At 60.8% G+C, this 13,756-nt stretch carries 16 protein-coding genes; 8 read left to right on the top strand and 8 right to left on the bottom strand.

Annotated features, from left to right (window positions below; all coding sequences use genetic code 11):
- The first annotated feature begins 10 nt into the window (after positions 1-10).
- The 4 genes from EXW71_RS14915 to EXW71_RS14900 are packed head-to-tail and all read left to right on the top strand — an operon-like array spanning position 11 to position 2,578.
- Complete coding sequence (locus tag EXW71_RS14915) at positions 11-445, top strand: DUF4426 domain-containing protein (protein WP_134659192.1); 435 nt, start codon at positions 11-13, stop codon at positions 443-445.
- Positions 442-1,038 carry an RdgB/HAM1 family non-canonical purine NTP pyrophosphatase gene (gene rdgB, locus EXW71_RS14910; protein ID WP_134659194.1) on the top strand — a complete coding sequence of 199 codons (597 nt, stop codon included), beginning with the start codon at positions 442-444 and terminating at the stop codon, positions 1,036-1,038. The genes EXW71_RS14915 and rdgB overlap by 4 nt, the downstream gene beginning before the upstream one ends.
- On the top strand, positions 1,035-2,237 hold the full coding sequence (gene hemW / locus EXW71_RS14905; protein WP_134659196.1) for a radical SAM family heme chaperone HemW: 1,203 nt from the start codon (positions 1,035-1,037) through the stop codon (positions 2,235-2,237). The genes rdgB and hemW overlap by 4 nt, the downstream gene beginning before the upstream one ends.
- Positions 2,238-2,254: 17 nt before the next feature.
- Positions 2,255-2,578 carry a DUF3392 domain-containing protein gene (locus tag EXW71_RS14900; protein WP_122716594.1) on the top strand — a complete coding sequence of 108 codons (324 nt, stop codon included), beginning with the start codon at positions 2,255-2,257 and terminating at the stop codon, positions 2,576-2,578.
- A 79-nt stretch (positions 2,579-2,657) separates the two neighbouring features.
- Here the strand turns inward: EXW71_RS14900 and trmB are convergent, their stop codons facing one another.
- The 4 genes from trmB to EXW71_RS14880 form a co-directional block, all read right to left on the bottom strand.
- Entirely contained in the window at positions 2,658-3,383 is a 726-nt protein-coding gene (gene trmB, locus EXW71_RS14895) for a tRNA (guanosine(46)-N7)-methyltransferase TrmB (RefSeq protein WP_123717164.1), read from the bottom strand.
- A gap of 9 nt (positions 3,384-3,392) precedes the next feature.
- Positions 3,393-4,187 carry a thiazole synthase gene (locus tag EXW71_RS14890; protein ID WP_123717163.1) on the bottom strand — a complete coding sequence of 265 codons (795 nt, stop codon included), beginning with the start codon at positions 4,185-4,187 and terminating at the stop codon, positions 3,393-3,395.
- Positions 4,188-4,252: 65 nt separating this feature from the next.
- Positions 4,253-4,453, bottom strand: a complete 201-nt coding sequence (gene thiS / locus EXW71_RS14885; protein WP_031320180.1) for a sulfur carrier protein ThiS — start codon at positions 4,451-4,453, stop codon at positions 4,253-4,255.
- 71 nt (positions 4,454-4,524) lie between these two features.
- The gene (locus EXW71_RS14880; protein ID WP_134659198.1) at positions 4,525-4,905 is read right to left on the bottom strand and encodes a DUF423 domain-containing protein; all 381 of its coding nucleotides are present in this window, start codon (positions 4,903-4,905) and stop codon (positions 4,525-4,527) included.
- A gap of 74 nt (positions 4,906-4,979) precedes the next feature.
- Between EXW71_RS14880 and mtgA the strand changes: the two genes are divergently transcribed.
- Positions 4,980-5,702: a monofunctional biosynthetic peptidoglycan transglycosylase gene (gene mtgA, locus EXW71_RS14875; protein ID WP_134659200.1), complete on the top strand. Its 723-nt coding sequence runs from the start codon at positions 4,980-4,982 to the stop codon at positions 5,700-5,702.
- Positions 5,703-5,819: 117 nt separating this feature from the next.
- Here the strand turns inward: mtgA and rpoH are convergent, their stop codons facing one another.
- The 4 genes from rpoH to ftsY form a co-directional block, all read right to left on the bottom strand.
- Positions 5,820-6,674 (bottom strand): RNA polymerase sigma factor RpoH, encoded by an 855-nt coding sequence (gene rpoH / locus EXW71_RS14870; RefSeq protein WP_123717160.1) that lies wholly within the window; start codon positions 6,672-6,674, stop codon positions 5,820-5,822.
- Between the two features lie 129 nt (positions 6,675-6,803).
- Complete coding sequence (gene ftsX, locus EXW71_RS14865; RefSeq protein WP_134659202.1) at positions 6,804-7,829, bottom strand: permease-like cell division protein FtsX; 1,026 nt, start codon at positions 7,827-7,829, stop codon at positions 6,804-6,806.
- Positions 7,826-8,497, bottom strand: coding sequence for a cell division ATP-binding protein FtsE (ftsE, locus tag EXW71_RS14860; protein ID WP_003176700.1), 672 nt, complete (start codon positions 8,495-8,497; stop codon positions 7,826-7,828). The genes ftsX and ftsE overlap by 4 nt, the downstream gene beginning before the upstream one ends.
- Entirely contained in the window at positions 8,494-9,894 is a 1,401-nt protein-coding gene (gene ftsY / locus EXW71_RS14855; protein ID WP_134659204.1) for a signal recognition particle-docking protein FtsY, read from the bottom strand. Before ftsY ends, ftsE begins: the two co-directional genes overlap by 4 nt.
- 338 nt (positions 9,895-10,232) lie before the next feature.
- Here ftsY and EXW71_RS14850 point away from each other — a divergent pair, with 338 nt between their 5' ends.
- The 3 genes from EXW71_RS14850 to rsmD are packed head-to-tail and all read left to right on the top strand — an operon-like array spanning position 10,233 to position 13,676.
- A complete protein-coding gene (locus tag EXW71_RS14850; protein WP_134659206.1) occupies positions 10,233-11,588 on the top strand; it encodes a pitrilysin family protein in 1,356 nt (451 codons plus the stop codon).
- Positions 11,581-13,071: a pitrilysin family protein gene (locus EXW71_RS14845; RefSeq protein WP_134659208.1), complete on the top strand. Its 1,491-nt coding sequence runs from the start codon at positions 11,581-11,583 to the stop codon at positions 13,069-13,071. Before EXW71_RS14850 ends, EXW71_RS14845 begins: the two co-directional genes overlap by 8 nt.
- Positions 13,071-13,676 (top strand): 16S rRNA (guanine(966)-N(2))-methyltransferase RsmD, encoded by a 606-nt coding sequence (gene rsmD / locus EXW71_RS14840; protein ID WP_134659210.1) that lies wholly within the window; start codon positions 13,071-13,073, stop codon positions 13,674-13,676. The genes EXW71_RS14845 and rsmD overlap by 1 nt, the downstream gene beginning before the upstream one ends.
- Positions 13,677-13,756: the final 80 nt, after the last annotated feature.

Below are 13,756 nucleotides of genomic sequence, written 5' to 3'. Positions count from 1 at the left end.
GAGGACGTTCATGAGACGCTTGGCTGTTTTTCTACTCACTGCGTGCCTGGGCGCCGGCGCCATGGCGGCGGATGCCATTGACGCGAATCGCAAGAAAGACTTCGGCGATATCACCGTTCACTACAACACTTTCACCTCCAGCTTCCTGCAACCGGAGACCGCCCAGAAAGTCGGCGTGGTGCGCAGCAAGGATAAGGGTTTGATCAACGTGACCGTGATCAAGGGGGTCACCCCGGTGGCGGCGCAAGTAACCGGAACCATCAAGGATCTGAGCGGCAAGAGCGAAATCCTGACGTTCAAGCAGATCAACGAGAAAGGCGGCATTAACTACCTTGCGCCCTATTCGGTGACGCAACGGGAATACAAGACGTTTACCATCAACGTTGAAACCGGCGGCAAAGCCCATGGTTTCCAATTCAACCAGGAACTGTTTCCGGCCGAATGATGAAGCTCAACCAACTCGTACTGGCCAGCCATAACGCCGGCAAACTCAAAGAACTGCAGGCCATGCTCGGTGAAGCCGTACAGCTGCGCTCGATCGGCGAATTCAGCCAGGTCGAGCCGGAAGAAACCGGCTTGTCGTTCGTCGAAAACGCCATCCTCAAGGCGCGCAATGCCGCACGTATCTCCGGCCTGCCGGCGCTGGCGGATGACTCGGGCCTGGCGGTGGATTTCCTTGGCGGTGCCCCTGGCATCTACTCGGCACGCTATGCCGATGGCAAGGGCGACGCGGCCAACAACGCCAAGCTGCTGGACGCACTCAAGGATGTGCCGGACGCGATGCGTGGCGCGCAGTTTGTGTGCGTACTGGCCCTGGTGCGACACGCCGACGATCCGCTGCCGATCCTCTGCGAAGGTTTGTGGCATGGGCGTATCCTGCATGCGGCCAGCGGTGAACATGGGTTTGGCTATGACCCGTTGTTCTGGGTACCGGAGCGCAATGTCTCCAGCGCCGAACTGAGCCCGGCCGACAAGAACCAGATCAGCCACCGCGCCCGCGCAATGGATTTGCTGCGCCATCGCCTGGGCCTGAAATGACTCAAAACACCTCTGCGCAGCCGCTGATTCACGGCGGCGCGCAAACACCACGGGCGGCCCTGCCCCACTTGCCGCCCCTGGCGCTGTATATCCACATCCCGTGGTGCGTGCGCAAATGCCCTTATTGTGACTTCAACTCCCACGCCGCCAGCCCGGTGCTGCCGGAAGAGGAGTATGTGGATGCCTTGCTGGCCGACCTCGACCAGGACCTGCATGCGGTGTACGGCCGCGAGCTGAGTTCGATCTTCTTCGGCGGCGGCACGCCCAGCCTGTTCAGCGCCGCCGCGCTGGGGCGTTTGCTTGAGGGCGTGCAAGCACGCATTCCGTTTGCCGGTGACATAGAGATCACCCTGGAAGCCAACCCCGGCACCTTCGAGCAAGAGAAGTTCGTGGCGTATCGCAAGCTGGGGATCAACCGGCTGTCCATTGGCATCCAGAGCTTCCAGCAAGAAAAACTTGAAGCCCTGGGCCGTATCCACAATGGTGATGAAGCCGTACGCGCTGCCGCCATGGCGCGTCAGGCCGGGTTCGATAACTTCAACCTGGACTTGATGCACGGTTTGCCCGACCAGTCCCTGGACGACGCCCTGAGCGACCTGCGCCAGGCCATCGCGCTCAAGCCCACGCACCTGTCCTGGTACCAACTGACCCTGGAACCCAACACCGTATTCTGGAACCAGCCGCCTGCGCTGCCGGAAGACGACACCTTGTGGGACATCCAGGAAGCCGGCCAGGCGCTGCTCGCCGAACACGGTTACAAGCAATACGAAGTGTCAGCCTATGCCCAGGCCGGGCGCCCGGCACGGCATAACCTCAATTACTGGAGCTTCGGCGACTTTATCGGCATCGGCGCAGGCGCCCACGGCAAGCTCAGCCACCCGGACGGGCGCATCGTGCGCACCTGGAAGACGCGAGCGCCGAAGGATTACCTCAACCCATCCAAAAGCTTCCAGGCTGGGGCGAAAGAGCTGACGAACGAGGAACTGCCGTTCGAATTCCTGATGAACGCATTGCGCCTTACCGAAGGTGTTGAAGCCAGGCTCTATGCCGAACGCACCGGCCTTGACCTGGCAAGCCTGGACGAAGGCCGCCGCGAGGCAGAACAAAGTGGCTTAATGCAGGTCGAACCGTCACGCCTCGCTGCGACCGACCGCGGGCAACTCTTTCTCAATGACCTGTTGCAGAAGTTTCTGAGCTGACGCTCTAAGGAAATCGAATGGATTTGGTACTCGACCTGCTCGCCACCGTGTCCCGCTGGAGCCGTAGCAACCTGTCGGAAATCTCCCTGGCACTGGTTGGCTGTTTGCTGGTGCTGTTCGGCGCCGACATCAAGGGCTGGATCGAAGCGCGCCTGGGCAGCATTGCTGGCGCCTTGCGCGTACCGTTGATGGCGCTGGTGTGCATGATCGGCAGCGGTGCCGCATTGATCTATGCCACGCCGTGGATTGTGCGGGGACTGAGCCAGTTCAATAACTACAGCCTGGCGCCGGTGCTGGTGGTGGTGCTGGTACTGATCGGCGTAGTAGCCGACCGCCGCTGACCCCACCCGACACCACACTCACTGTAGGAGCGAGCAAGCTCGCTCCTACAGTGAGTTGGATGTTGAGCTTTCCAGCTGATCAAGCCAGCTTTTCGAACTTCAAATCCCACACCCCATGCCCTAACCGCTCGCCGCGGCGTTCGAACTTGGTGATCGGGCGCTCGGCCGGGCGTGGCACGCATTTGCCGTCTTCTGCCAGGTTGCGGTAGCCGGGCGCAACGTTCATCACTTCCAGCATATATTCCGCGTAGGGTTCCCAGTCGGTGGCCATGTGCAGGATGCCGCCCACTTTCAGCTTGCTGCGCACCAGTTCCGCGAAGGACGCCTGGACGATGCGACGCTTGTGGTGACGGGCCTTGTGCCACGGGTCGGGGAAGAACAGCATCAAGCGGTCGAGGCTGTTGTCGGCGATGCAGCGGTTGAGCACTTCAATCGCATCGCAATCGTAGACCCGCAGGTTGGTCAGGCCCTGGGTCAATACGCCGTTGAGCAGCGCGCCGACACCGGGGCGGTGAACTTCCACGCCGATAAAGTCCTGGTCCGGCGCAGCAGCGGCCATTTCCAGCAGGGAGTGGCCCATGCCAAAGCCGATTTCCAGGGAACGCGGGGCCGAACGGCCGAACACCTGGTCGTAGTCCACCGGCGCGTCAGCCAGCGGCAATACGAACAGCGGCGCGCCCTGCTCCAGGCCCTTCTGCTGGCCTTCGGTCATGCGACCGGCGCGCATCACGAAACTCTTGATACGGCGGTGCTTGGACTCGTCACCATTTTCCACGGTGTTTGGCGTTTCGTTTGATTCAGTCATCAATGGCTCTTACTTGATCAGACCATCCAGCGGCGAGGAGGCGCTGGCGTAGAGTTTTTTCGGCATGCGACCGGCGAGGTACGCGAGGCGGCCTGCGACGATGGCGTGGTTCATGGCTTCGGCCATCATGATCGGTTGCTGGGCATGGGCGATGGCCGAGTTCATCAGCACCGCGTCACAGCCCAGTTCCATGGCGATGGTGGCGTCGGAGGCAGTGCCCACGCCTGCGTCCACCAGCACCGGGATTTTGGCTTCTTCAAGGATGATCTGCAGGTTGTAAGGATTGCAGATACCCAGGCCGGAACCGATCAGGCCGGCCAGCGGCATCACGGCAATGCAGCCGATCTCCGCCAGCTGGCGCGCGATGATCGGGTCGTCGCTGGTGTAGACCATCACGTCGAAACCTTCCTTGACCAGGGTTTCAGCGGCCTTGAGGGTTTCGATCACGTTGGGGAACAGGGTTTTCTGGTCGGCCAGCACTTCCAGCTTCACCAGGTTATGGCCGTCGAGCAGCTCACGGGCCAGGCGGCAAGTGCGCACGGCTTCGATAGCGTCGTAGCAACCGGCGGTGTTCGGCAAAAACGTGTAGCGATCCGGCGACAGCACGTCGAGCAGGTTCGGCTCGCCCTCGATCTGGCCCAGGTTGGTGCGGCGCACGGCAAACGTGACGATCTCGGCACCCGAGGCTTCGATGGCCAGACGGGTTTCTTCCATGTCGCGGTACTTGCCGGTGCCGACCAGCAGACGGGACTGGTAGGTACGACCGGCCAGGACGAAGGGCTTGTCGCTACGAACGATGCTCATGGGAAATCCTCGAAATGGGGTGAGGTTCTGCAGAATGCGGGTTGGCGCGATGAAGCGCCGAACGGCTAGCCGCCGCCGATGGCGTGGACCACTTCGACCTGGTCACCTTCGGTGAGCGCGGTTTCGGCGTGCTGGCTACGCGGGACGATATCCAGGTTGAGTTCCACTGCGACGCGACGCCCGGTCAGGTCCAGACGGGTCAGCAGGGCCGCGACGGTTTCACCGTCGGGCAGTTCAAAGGATTCGCCGTTCAACAGAATGCGCATGCCACGGGCCGTCATCGTTTTTAGGGGCCAGCATTCTAGCGCGATTGACACCTGCAGGTCAGCTCCAAGCGTCAAGCGGTCAGTTGCAAGCGCCACGCGGCCAAGCCAAGGAAGAACCACCCGAGCAGAAACGCCAACCCGCCAAACGGCGTGATGATTCCCAGCTTGCTGATCCCGGTCAGGGTCAACACATACAAGCTGCCGGAGAACAGCAGGATACCGACGCTGAAAGAGATGCCCGCCCAGCCGACCAATCGACCCGGGATATGCGCTGCCAGCAACGCCACGCCGAACAGCGCCAGGGCATGCACCAACTGATACGTCACGCCGGTATGAAAGATCGCCAGGTACTCGGCGCTCAGGCGGTTTTTCAGGCCATGGGCAGCGAAAGCCCCCAGGGCGACACCGGTGAAGCCGAAAAAGGCAGCCAGCATCAGAAAGCTACGCAGCATGAGGAACTCCAGTCAGACTCAAAGGGCCGGGTCTGTATAATGGCCCGCTCAACGGGTTCGGCCAAGCCATCTCTATGCTGCGTCTCTTCTTCAAGCGTTTTCTAAAAGTCGTGAAATGGTTTGCCATCGGCAGTGTGTTGCTGGTGCTGCTGTTGCGCGTCGTGCCGCCACCGTTCACGGCGCTGATGGTGGAGCGCAAGGTCGAGTCCTGGGTTGACGGCGAGCCGATTGACCTGCAGCGCACCTGGGTGCCGTGGGATGAGATTTCCAATGATCTGAAAGTGGCCGTGATGGCCGGTGAAGACCAGCGTTTCCCACAGCACTGGGGCTTTGATTTCGGCGCGATCCAGGCGGCCATTGTGCATAACGAGCGCGGCGGTTCGATCCGCGGCGCCAGTACGTTGAGCCAGCAAGTCTCCAAGAACCTGTTCCTGTGGGCCGGTCGCAGTTATTTCCGCAAGGGCCTGGAAGCCTGGTTTACCGGGCTGATCGAGCTGTTATGGCCCAAACAGCGGATTCTTGAGGTGTACCTCAACAGCGTGGAATGGGATGAAGGCGTGTTTGGCGCGCAAGCGGCGGCACAGCATCACTTCGGAGTGAGCGCCAAGGCGCTTTCTCGCCAGCAAGCCAGTTATCTGGCAGCGGTATTGCCGAACCCCAGGGTGTGGAGCGCCAGCCATCCGACAGCATATGTGGCACGGCGCGCGGCCTGGATTCGGCAGCAGATAAGCCAGTTGGGTGGCGAGGGTTATCTGGCCGAGCTGAACAACTCCAGAAAGGCACCCTGGACCGACTGACACAACACAGAAACAAATGTCGGAGAAGGCTTGCTCTCGATAGCGGTGAAACCAGTATTCCGACACAAAAAAATGCCCCGGCCTTTCGACCGGGGCATTTTTCGTCATATCGCAGTTTTAGGCAGCGATCGACAACTTCAGCTTGTTCATCGCGCTCTTCTCAAGCTGGCGAATCCGCTCGGCTGACACGTTGTACTTCTGCGCCAGGTCGTGCAGCGTAGCTTTTTCTTCCGCCAACCAACGCTGGTAGAGGATGTCGCGGCTGCGGTCATCCAGCACTTCCAGTGCTTCATGCAGGTTGTGGTTGGAGTTGTCGCTCCAGTCGGCGTCTTCCAGTTGACGTGCCGGATCGTACCGGTGGTCTTCCAGGTAGTTGGCCGGCGATTGGAAGGCGCTGTCGTCGTCCGCTTCGGCGGCCGGGTCGAAGGCCATATCGTGGCCAGTCAGGCGGCTTTCCATCTCGCGCACTTCACGCGGCTCCACACCGAGGCTTTCGGCCACGCGGTGGACTTCCTCGTTGTTCAGCCATGCCAGGCGTTTTTTCTGGCTGCGCAGGTTGAAGAATAGCTTGCGCTGGGCCTTGGTGGTCGCGACTTTCACGATGCGCCAGTTGCGCAGGATAAACTCGTGGATTTCCGCCTTGATCCAGTGCACGGCAAACGACACCAAGCGCACACCCATTTCAGGGTTGAAGCGCTTTACAGCCTTCATCAGGCCAACGTTGCCCTCTTGGATCAGGTCAGCCTGCGCCAAGCCGTAGCCACTGTAGCTACGGGCGATATGTACGACAAAACGCAGGTGGGCGAGCACCATCTGCCGAGCCGCCTCCAAATCCTGCTCATAGTAGAGACTCTCGGCCAGTTCACGCTCCTGCTCGGGCGACAGCAATGGAATGCTGTTCACCGTGTGCACATAGGCCTCCAGGTTCGCACCCGGGACCAAGGCATAAGCAGGTTGCAAAGAAGTGGTCATACGAAAAAACCTCCGACTCACATAACTCGTGCAGTTAAGCACTGCGAAAATTGACCGGGAACCGTAGGACAAGTTCCCTAAACCACCAATACGGTCAATACAAACGAAACCACATTAATCTGACATTAACTACTTCGGTGCCAGCTCGCGTAAATGACGAGCGACCGCAATCCACGCACCGATATACCCCAACAAGACAGCGCCAAGCAAGAGACTCAGACCATCGGCTACCGGCACGCCAGCCAGCGCGAAATCGCTGCCGTACAAGCCGGCAAGCCCGACTACCGCGTCGTTCAGCCAGTCAAGGCCAAACGCCAGCACCCCCCAGGACAAAATCCCGGCACCAAAGCCATAAAGCGCGCCCATGTACAGAAACGGACGACGCACATAGCTGTCTGTGCCGCCGACCAGTTTAATCACTTCTATCTCGGTGCGACGGTTTTCAATATGAAGCCGAATGGTATTGCCTATCACCAAAAGTAATGCAGACACCAACAGCACCGTCAGGCCGAACACAAAGCGGTCACCCAGCTTGAGGATCGCCGCCAGGCGCTCCACCCAGACTAGATCAAGTTGCGCCTGTTGCACCTTGGGCATCTCCGCGAGTTTTTGTCGCAGGGCTTCAAGGGCCGGTTTATCCACTTCGTTCGGTGTCACCAGCACCACACCCGGCAGCGGGTTCTGTGGCAACTCTTTGAGCGCCTCGCCCAGGCCGGATTGTTGCTGGAACTCCTCAAGGGCCTGGTCACGGCTGATGTATTCAGCATCGGCTACGCCCGGCATCTGCTTGATGTCATCGCGCAGACCCTCGCCATCTTTGGCACTGGCGTCAATGTTCAGGTACAGGGAAATCTGCGCGGCACGCTGCCAGGAACCTCCCAGGCGCTCCACATTATTAAGCAGCAGCGACAATCCCATCGGCAGGCTCAATGCCACAGCCATTACCAGGCAGGTGAAGAAGCTGCCAATCGGCTGCTTGCCCAGCCGGCGCAGGCTGTCGAGCAAGCTGGCGCGATGGCTTTCGATCCAGGCGCGCAGCAAGGTGCTGAAGTCCGGGCCCTCGTCCTCGTCGCGCTTTTTCTTCTTCTGCGGTTGCGGGTCAGCCGCTTTCGGCGCCACGCGTTCGGAGACCTTGGGGCTACGTGTTGCACTCATACGCCGGCCTCCCCGTCACCGATCAGGCGGCCACGCTGCAGGGTCAACATGCGGTGGCGCATGCGGGCGATCAGCGCCAGGTCGTGGCTGGCAATCAACACGCTGGTACCCAGGCGATTGATGTCTTCGAACACACCCATAATCTCGGCCGCAAGGCGCGGGTCGAGGTTACCGGTGGGTTCGTCCGCCAGCAGCAAGGCCGGACGGTGGACGATGGCGCGGGCAATACCGACGCGCTGTTGCTGGCCGGTGGACAGGTCGCCCGGATAGAGGTCGGTCTTGTCCGACAGCGCTACGCGCTCCAGGGCCGAATCCACACGCTTGATGATCTCGGCCTTGGAGAGCCCGAGAATCTGCAACGGCAGCGCGACGTTATTGAACACCGTGCGATCGAACAACAACTGGTGATTCTGGAACACTACGCCGATCTGGCGGCGCAGAAACGGAATCTGCGCATTGCTGATGGTCGCCAGGTCCTGACCGGCCAGCAGCAGTTTGCCGGTGGTGGGGCGTTCCATGGCCAATAGCAAACGCAGCAAGGTACTTTTGCCGGCGCCCGAATGGCCGGTAACAAACAAAAATTCGCCGCGACGCACTCGAAAGCTCAGCTCATGCAAGCCCACATGCCCGTTGGCGTAGCGTTTACCGACCTGTTCGAATCGAATCATGAACGCTCCCGCTCGGCAAACAATGCCTGTACAAAGGGTTCGGCTTCAAAGGTGCGCAGGTCGTCGATGCCCTCACCGACGCCGATGTAACGAATCGGCAACCCGAACTGTTTTGCCAAGGCGAAGATCACGCCGCCTTTGGCCGTGCCATCGAGCTTAGTCAACGCCAGGCCGGTCAATTGCACCGTCTGGTTGAATTGCTTGGCCTGGCTGATGGCGTTCTGGCCAGTACCGGCGTCGAGCACCAGCAATACTTCGTGGGGCGCATCTGCGTCGAGCTTGCCGATCACGCGGCGCACTTTCTTCAGCTCTTCCATCAGATTGTCTTTGGTGTGCAGGCGACCGGCGGTATCGGCGATCAATACATCGATGTTGCGCGCCTTGGCGGCCTGCACGGCGTCGAAGATCACCGAAGCGGAGTCGGCCCCGGTGTGCTGGGCGATCACTGGAATCTTGTTGCGCTCACCCCACACCTGCAACTGTTCAACGGCAGCGGCGCGGAAGGTGTCACCCGCAGCCAGCATGACTTTCTTGCCTTCTGACTGCAGTTTTTTGGCCAGCTTGCCGATGGTGGTGGTCTTGCCGGCGCCGTTGACACCCACGACCAGGATCACGAATGGCTTGTTCGGCGTGATCACCAGCGGGGCTTCCACGGGCTTGAGCATCGCGGCCAGCTCGGCCTGCAGGGATTTGTAGAGTGCGTCGGCGTCGGTCAATTGCTTGCGCGCAACCTTTTGGGTCAGGCTCTGGATGATCACCGCGGTGGCTTCAACGCCCACGTCGGCGGTGAGCAGACGCGTTTCGATGTCTTCCAGCAGTTCGTCATCGATGACCTTCTTGCCCAGGAACAGGCTGGCCATGCCTTCGCCGATGCTCGCACTGGTCTTGCTCAGGCCCTGCTTAAGGCGAGCGAAGAAGCCGGTTTTGCCGGCCTCGGCAACAGCGGCGGCGACAGGTTCCGGCTCGATCACAACCGCAGGCACCGACTCTACGACCGACGGCGCTTCGACCACCACCGCCACGGGCTCAATGACGGCGGGAATCGGTGGCGCGATATGTTCGGCCTGCACATCTTCAACCAGTGCCACGGGCTCTTCGGCCACCGGTAGCTGCGGCCACGGCGTATGGGCTGGAGCCTGTGCCTGTGCCGGGATCGGCTCAGGCTCAGGTTCAGCCTCGACCACCGGCTGCAACACCGGTTCAACCATCGGCAACACCACCGGCACCGGAGTTTCGGCAACCGGCTCGGCCTCTACCAGGGGCTCAGGAATCGGCTCAGGTTGAACCTGCGGCTGTTCGACGACGGGTTCCTGCGGCTTTTTGCGCAGCCATCCGAACAGGCCTTTTTTCTCGCCAGCCGCAGCTGGGCTCTTCTTGTCGTCGTTGGAACCAAACATGGAGGACGGCTATCTCAAAGTAGCGATGCGCCAAGGCGCCTCGGTAAATAAATTCGATGCAGAACAGACTGCTTTAAGGCCCGCTTGTTCATGCGCAACATTTTCAAGGGCATAAATAAAGGCCCTGACAAATCGATTCAATATAGGACTGAAGCGATAACATCGGCGAAAAAGGGAAGATCGTCGGTGAAACCTACGTTCTATTCCAAAATTCCGACGACTGAACCCGGGACAAGATGACCGCCGCAGTGGCCGTGCCCAAATCGGATCAGTATCCTAGCACCTCCTCGCCCGCCGACGCTAAGACCAAGCGGGCAGCCCAACAGGTTTAAAAACGAATGAATGCTCTAGCCCGCCGCGCCGCAGGCCTGCTGCTCAGCACAGTTTGTCTGCCCCTTTCAGCTTTCGCTGCCGACCCACAACCTACCCATGAATTCACCCTGGATAACGGCCTCAAAGTGGTCGTGCGCGAAGACCATCGCGCACCGGTGGTGGTTTCCCAGGTTTGGTACAAGGTAGGTTCGAGCTATGAAACCCCGGGCCAGACCGGTTTGTCCCACGCCCTGGAACACATGATGTTCAAGGGCAGCGCCAAGGTCGGCCCCGGCGAAGCCTCGCTGATCCTGCGCGACCTGGGCGCCGAAGAGAACGCCTTCACAAGCGACGACTACACCGCCTACTACCAGTTGCTGGCCCGCGATCGCCTGGGCGTAGCCTTCGAGCTGGAGGCCGACCGCATGGCCAGCCTGCGCCTGCCGGCCGATGAGTTCAGCCGCGAAATCGAAGTGATCAAGGAAGAACGCCGCCTGCGCACCGACGACAATCCAATGTCCAAGGCCTATGAGCGTTTCAAGGCCATGGCCTACCCGGCCAGCGGCTACCACACGCCGACTATCGGCTGGATGGCAGACCTTGAGCGCATGAAGGTCGAGGAGCTGCGTCACTGGTACCAATCCTGGTACGTGCCGAACAATGCCACCCTGGTGGTAGTCGGCGACGTAACGCCGGACGACGTTAAAAACCTGGCCCAACGCTATTTCGGCCCGATTCCCAAGCGTGACGTACCACCGGCCAAGATCCCGTTGGAGCTGGCCGAGCCCGGCGAGCGCCTGCTGACCATGCACGTGCAGACCCAACTGCCGAGCGTTATCCTCGGCTTCAACGTACCTGGCCTGGCGACTGCCGAAGACAAGCGCTCGGTACAAGCGCTGCGCCTGATCTCCGCCTTGCTCGATGGCGGCTATAGCGCGCGTATTTCGGAGCAACTGGAGCGCGGTGAAGAACTGGTTTCCGCCGCCTCCACCAGCTACGACGCCTATACCCGTGGCGACAGCCTGTTTACCTTGACGGCCACGCCGAACCAACAGAAGAAAAAGACCGTGGCCCAAGCCGAAGCCGGCCTGTGGCGCCTGCTGGACGAACTGAAAGCCAAACCACCGACCGCCGAGGAACTGGAACGCATCCGTGCCCAGGTTATTGCCGGCGTGGTCTACCAGCGCGACTCCATCACTAGCCAAGCCACGGCCATCGGCTCGCTGGAAACCGTCGGTCTGTCCTGGAAGCTGATGGACACTGAATTGGCCGAGTTGCAAAGCGTGACCCCGGAAGATATCCAGAAAGCCGCGCGCACCTATTTCACCCGCGAGCGTCTGAGCGTCGCCCATGTTCTGCCCGAGGAGACCGCTCATGAGTGATCGCAAAAGCAGCCGCCTGATCTTTCCTGGCCTGATCGTCATTACCCTTATCGCCGCCGGCACCGTGTACTTCCTGCGTCCAGGCGAATCCGTCGCCAGCCAGGCGTTGGACAAGGCGCAATCGAGCAACACACTGCAATCCCTGGCCGAGCTGGATGGCAAGGCGCCAACCAACCGCAAGCTCGATGTGCAGACCTGGAACACCGCTGAAGGCGCCAAGGTCCTGTTCGTCGAAGCCCATGAACTGCCGATGTTCGACATGCGCATCCTGTTCGCCGCCGGCAGCAGCCAGGACGGCGACGTTCCGGGCCTGGCGCTGATGACCAACGCCATGCTCAACGAAGGTGTGCCGGGCAAGGACGTGAGCCAGATCGCCAGCGGCTTTGAAAGCCTGGGCGCCGACTTCGGCAATGGCGCTTACCGCGACATGGCGCTGGTGTCCTTGCGCAGCCTGAGCGACAGCGATAAACGCGAAGCCGCCCTGGCGCTGTTCGATCAGGTGATCGGCAAGCCGACTTTCCCGGCCGACTCCCTGGCGCGCATCAAGAACCAGATCCTTGCCGGTTTCGAATACCAGAAGCAAAACCCCGGCAAACTGGCGAGCCTGGAGCTGTTCAAGCGCCTCTACGGCGACCATCCTTATGCACATCCAAGTGAAGGCACGCCCGAGAGCGTTCCAAAAATCACCCTCGCCCAGCTGCAGGCGTTCCACGCCAAGGCTTACGCCGCGGGCAATGCAGTGATTGCGGTGGTGGGCGACCTGACGCGCGCCGAAGCCGAAGCCATGACAGCCAAGGTTTCCGCGTCGCTACCCAAAGGTCCGGCCCTGGCCAGGATCGCCCAGCCAACCGAGCCCAAAGCCGGCCTGAGCCACATCGAGTTTCCATCCAAGCAGACTCATCTTCTGTTCGCCCAACTGGGTATCGACCGCGCCGATCCGGACTACGCCGCTTTGTCCCTGGGCAACCAGATCCTCGGCGGCGGCGGCTTCGGCACTCGCTTGATGACTGAAGTGCGCGAAAAACGCGGCCTGACCTATGGCGTGTACTCCGGTTTCTCGCCGATGCAGGTACGCGGTCCGTTCATGATCAACCTGCAGACTCGCGCCGAAATGAGCGGCGGCACCCTGCGCCTGGTAGAAGACGTGCTGGCCGATTACCTCAAGACCGGCCCGACGCAAAAGGAACTGGATGATGCCAAGCGCGAGTTGGCCGGTAGCTTTCCACTGTCGACGGCCAGCAACGCCGATATCGTCGGGCAGCTGGGCGCCATGGGTTTCTACAACCTGCCGCTGAGCTATCTGGAAGATTTCATGAAACAATCCCAGGCCCTGACCACAGAACAGGTCAAGGCTGCCTTGAACAAACACTTGAGCGCCGACAAGATGGTCATCGTGACCGCCGGCCCGACGATTGCGCAAAAGCCACTACCGCCCCCCACTGATAAACCCGCCGAGCAGCCGCTCGGGGTTCCGGAGCATTAATGGCCAGTTCATCTCGCCCGAAAAAACCTGTCCACAACGTCCATAACGGCGTGGGCCAACTGCGCATCATTGGTGGTGAATGGGGCAGCCGCAAGCTGAGCTTCCCCGATGTCGTGGGCCTGCGCCCAACGCCGGATCGCGTGCGTGAAACCCTGTTCAACTGGCTCGCGCCGTACATCGGCGGTGCCAAGGTGCTGGACCCGTTTGCCGGCAGCGGCGCGCTGTTCCTGGAGGCCCTGTCCCGTGGCGCGGCCCAAGGCCAGGCGCTGGACGCCAGTAATGTGGCGGTGTCCAGCCTCAAGGAACACCTGGGCACCCTGCGCTGCACCACCGGCCAGGTCCAGACCGCCGACGCATTGCGCTACCTGGAAAACCAGCCGGCCAGCGAATACGACGTGGTGTTCCTCGACCCACCGTTCAACCAGAACCTGTTGCCGACCGTCTGCACGTTGCTGGAAGAACGCCAATGGCTGGCAGCCGATGCCTGGATCTACACTGAAAGCGAGACCGCACCATCCACCCTTGGCTTGCCGGGCAGCTGGCGCCTGCATCGAGAGCAGAAGTCCGGTCGGGTGTATTACGCGTTGTGGCACCGTTTGGTATAGGGGCGGGCTTGCTCGCGAAGATCCTCAACGATGACACGGAAAACAGGGAGCGCGCGGTGACCTTGGATTTTTCGCGAGCA

The sequence above is a fragment of the Pseudomonas sp. BCA17 genome (genome assembly GCF_004519405.1).
GTDB lineage: Bacteria > Pseudomonadota > Gammaproteobacteria > Pseudomonadales > Pseudomonadaceae > Aquipseudomonas.
Note: the sequence above shows the minus strand (reverse complement) of the source record. Positions and strands in the feature narration are given on the sequence as shown.

Excerpts from the sequence above, each read along its gene's own strand:
- EXW71_RS14890 (WP_123717163.1), bottom strand. The coding sequence starts at position 4,187 with ATGAGCATCGTTCGTAGCGACAAGCCCTTCGTCCTGGCCGGTCGTACC.
- ftsX (WP_134659202.1), bottom strand. The coding sequence starts at position 7,829 with ATGAGTGCAACACGTAGCCCCAAGGTCTCCGAACGCGTGGCGCCGAAA.
- EXW71_RS14915 (WP_134659192.1), top strand. The coding sequence starts at position 11 with ATGAGACGCTTGGCTGTTTTTCTACTCACTGCGTGCCTGGGCGCCGGC.
- EXW71_RS14845 (WP_134659208.1), top strand. The coding sequence starts at position 11,581 with ATGAGTGATCGCAAAAGCAGCCGCCTGATCTTTCCTGGCCTGATCGTC.
- thiS (WP_031320180.1), bottom strand. The coding sequence starts at position 4,453 with ATGCGCATTCTGTTGAACGGCGAATCCTTTGAACTGCCCGACGGTGAA.
- rsmD (WP_134659210.1), top strand. The coding sequence starts at position 13,071 with ATGGCCAGTTCATCTCGCCCGAAAAAACCTGTCCACAACGTCCATAAC.
- hemW (WP_134659196.1), top strand. The coding sequence starts at position 1,035 with ATGACTCAAAACACCTCTGCGCAGCCGCTGATTCACGGCGGCGCGCAA.
- rdgB (WP_134659194.1), top strand. The coding sequence starts at position 442 with ATGATGAAGCTCAACCAACTCGTACTGGCCAGCCATAACGCCGGCAAA.
- EXW71_RS14880 (WP_134659198.1), bottom strand. The coding sequence starts at position 4,905 with ATGCTGCGTAGCTTTCTGATGCTGGCTGCCTTTTTCGGCTTCACCGGT.
- ftsE (WP_003176700.1), bottom strand. The coding sequence starts at position 8,497 with ATGATTCGATTCGAACAGGTCGGTAAACGCTACGCCAACGGGCATGTG.
- ftsY (WP_134659204.1), bottom strand. The coding sequence starts at position 9,894 with ATGTTTGGTTCCAACGACGACAAGAAGAGCCCAGCTGCGGCTGGCGAG.
- mtgA (WP_134659200.1), top strand. The coding sequence starts at position 4,980 with ATGCTGCGTCTCTTCTTCAAGCGTTTTCTAAAAGTCGTGAAATGGTTT.
- rpoH (WP_123717160.1), bottom strand. The coding sequence starts at position 6,674 with ATGACCACTTCTTTGCAACCTGCTTATGCCTTGGTCCCGGGTGCGAAC.
- EXW71_RS14900 (WP_122716594.1), top strand. The coding sequence starts at position 2,255 with ATGGATTTGGTACTCGACCTGCTCGCCACCGTGTCCCGCTGGAGCCGT.
- trmB (WP_123717164.1), bottom strand. The coding sequence starts at position 3,383 with ATGACTGAATCAAACGAAACGCCAAACACCGTGGAAAATGGTGACGAG.
- EXW71_RS14850 (WP_134659206.1), top strand. The coding sequence starts at position 10,233 with ATGAATGCTCTAGCCCGCCGCGCCGCAGGCCTGCTGCTCAGCACAGTT.